The 962-nt window shown below is 54.1% G+C and carries 1 protein-coding gene; it reads right to left on the reverse strand.

Annotation, left to right across the window (positions count from 1 at the left end; all coding sequences use genetic code 11):
* Positions 1-962 (reverse strand): NAD-dependent epimerase/dehydratase family protein (locus DW039_RS20780; protein WP_133302549.1); only part of this gene is annotated, 962 nt, incomplete at both ends.

A 962-nucleotide genomic window follows, 5' to 3' on the forward strand; every position in this document is an offset into this window, starting at 1 on the left:
TCAGAATAAGTGTCCGGACGTGCCGGGTCGAAACACTCGTTGCACCACATGAAAGTCACCAGGTCTTCCGTTTCCGAAAGGTTGACAATGTTGTGCGTATAACCGGGAATCATCTCCACGACCTCCATCCTCCCGCCGCTTACCTCGAAGCTGACAATCTCCTCCGTACCTATCTTGCGGAGTTGTATCAGACCGTGTCCGCTCACCACCACAAACTTCTCGTTCTTGGTATGGTGCCAGTGCTGGCCTTTCGTAACGCCCGGCTTGGAGATGTTCACCGAGAACTGCCCGCGGTCGGAAGTACGGATAATCTCCGTAAAACTGCCGCGGTCGTCCACATTCATCTTCAGGGGATAGCTGAACCGTTCTTCAGGCAGGTATGAGAGGTATGTGGAATAGAGTTTCTTTGTAAAGGCATCGCTCAAATCCGGAACGGACAGGGTATCGGGCATTTGCCTGAAAGACCTTATCAGTTCCACAATGCCACCCAAGGTAATGGTATGCACCACGGGCACTTCGCAATAGTCCCCGTTGCGGTGTTCCCTGCCGCTCAGGGCAGAGATAAGCTCGTCCACCACATCGTCTATGTAAACCAGATGCATCACCACCGAAGGGTCGTTCACCCGGATGGGCTGGTCATGGGCGATGTTGTTGCAGAAAGTGGCCACCGCGCTGTTATAGTTGGGGCGGCACCATTTGCCGAAAACATTCGGGAAGCGGTACACCAGTACCTTTGCACCCGTTTCCCTGGAGTACTCGAACAACAGTTGCTCCCCTGCCCGCTTCGATTCACCGTAAGGGTTGTCGAGTGCGGCCTGCGTGGAAGAGGAAATCATTACCGGACAGGTATTGCCGTGCTTCCTCAATGTATCAAGCAGCGTGGAGGCGAAGCCGAAGTTCCCTTTCATGAACTCAGACGCATCCTGGGGACGGTTCACGCCTGCCAGATTGAAGACAAAGTC

The sequence above is a fragment of the Bacteroides sp. AF39-16AC genome (assembly GCF_003602735.1).
Classification (GTDB): domain Bacteria; phylum Bacteroidota; class Bacteroidia; order Bacteroidales; family Bacteroidaceae; genus Bacteroides; species Bacteroides uniformis.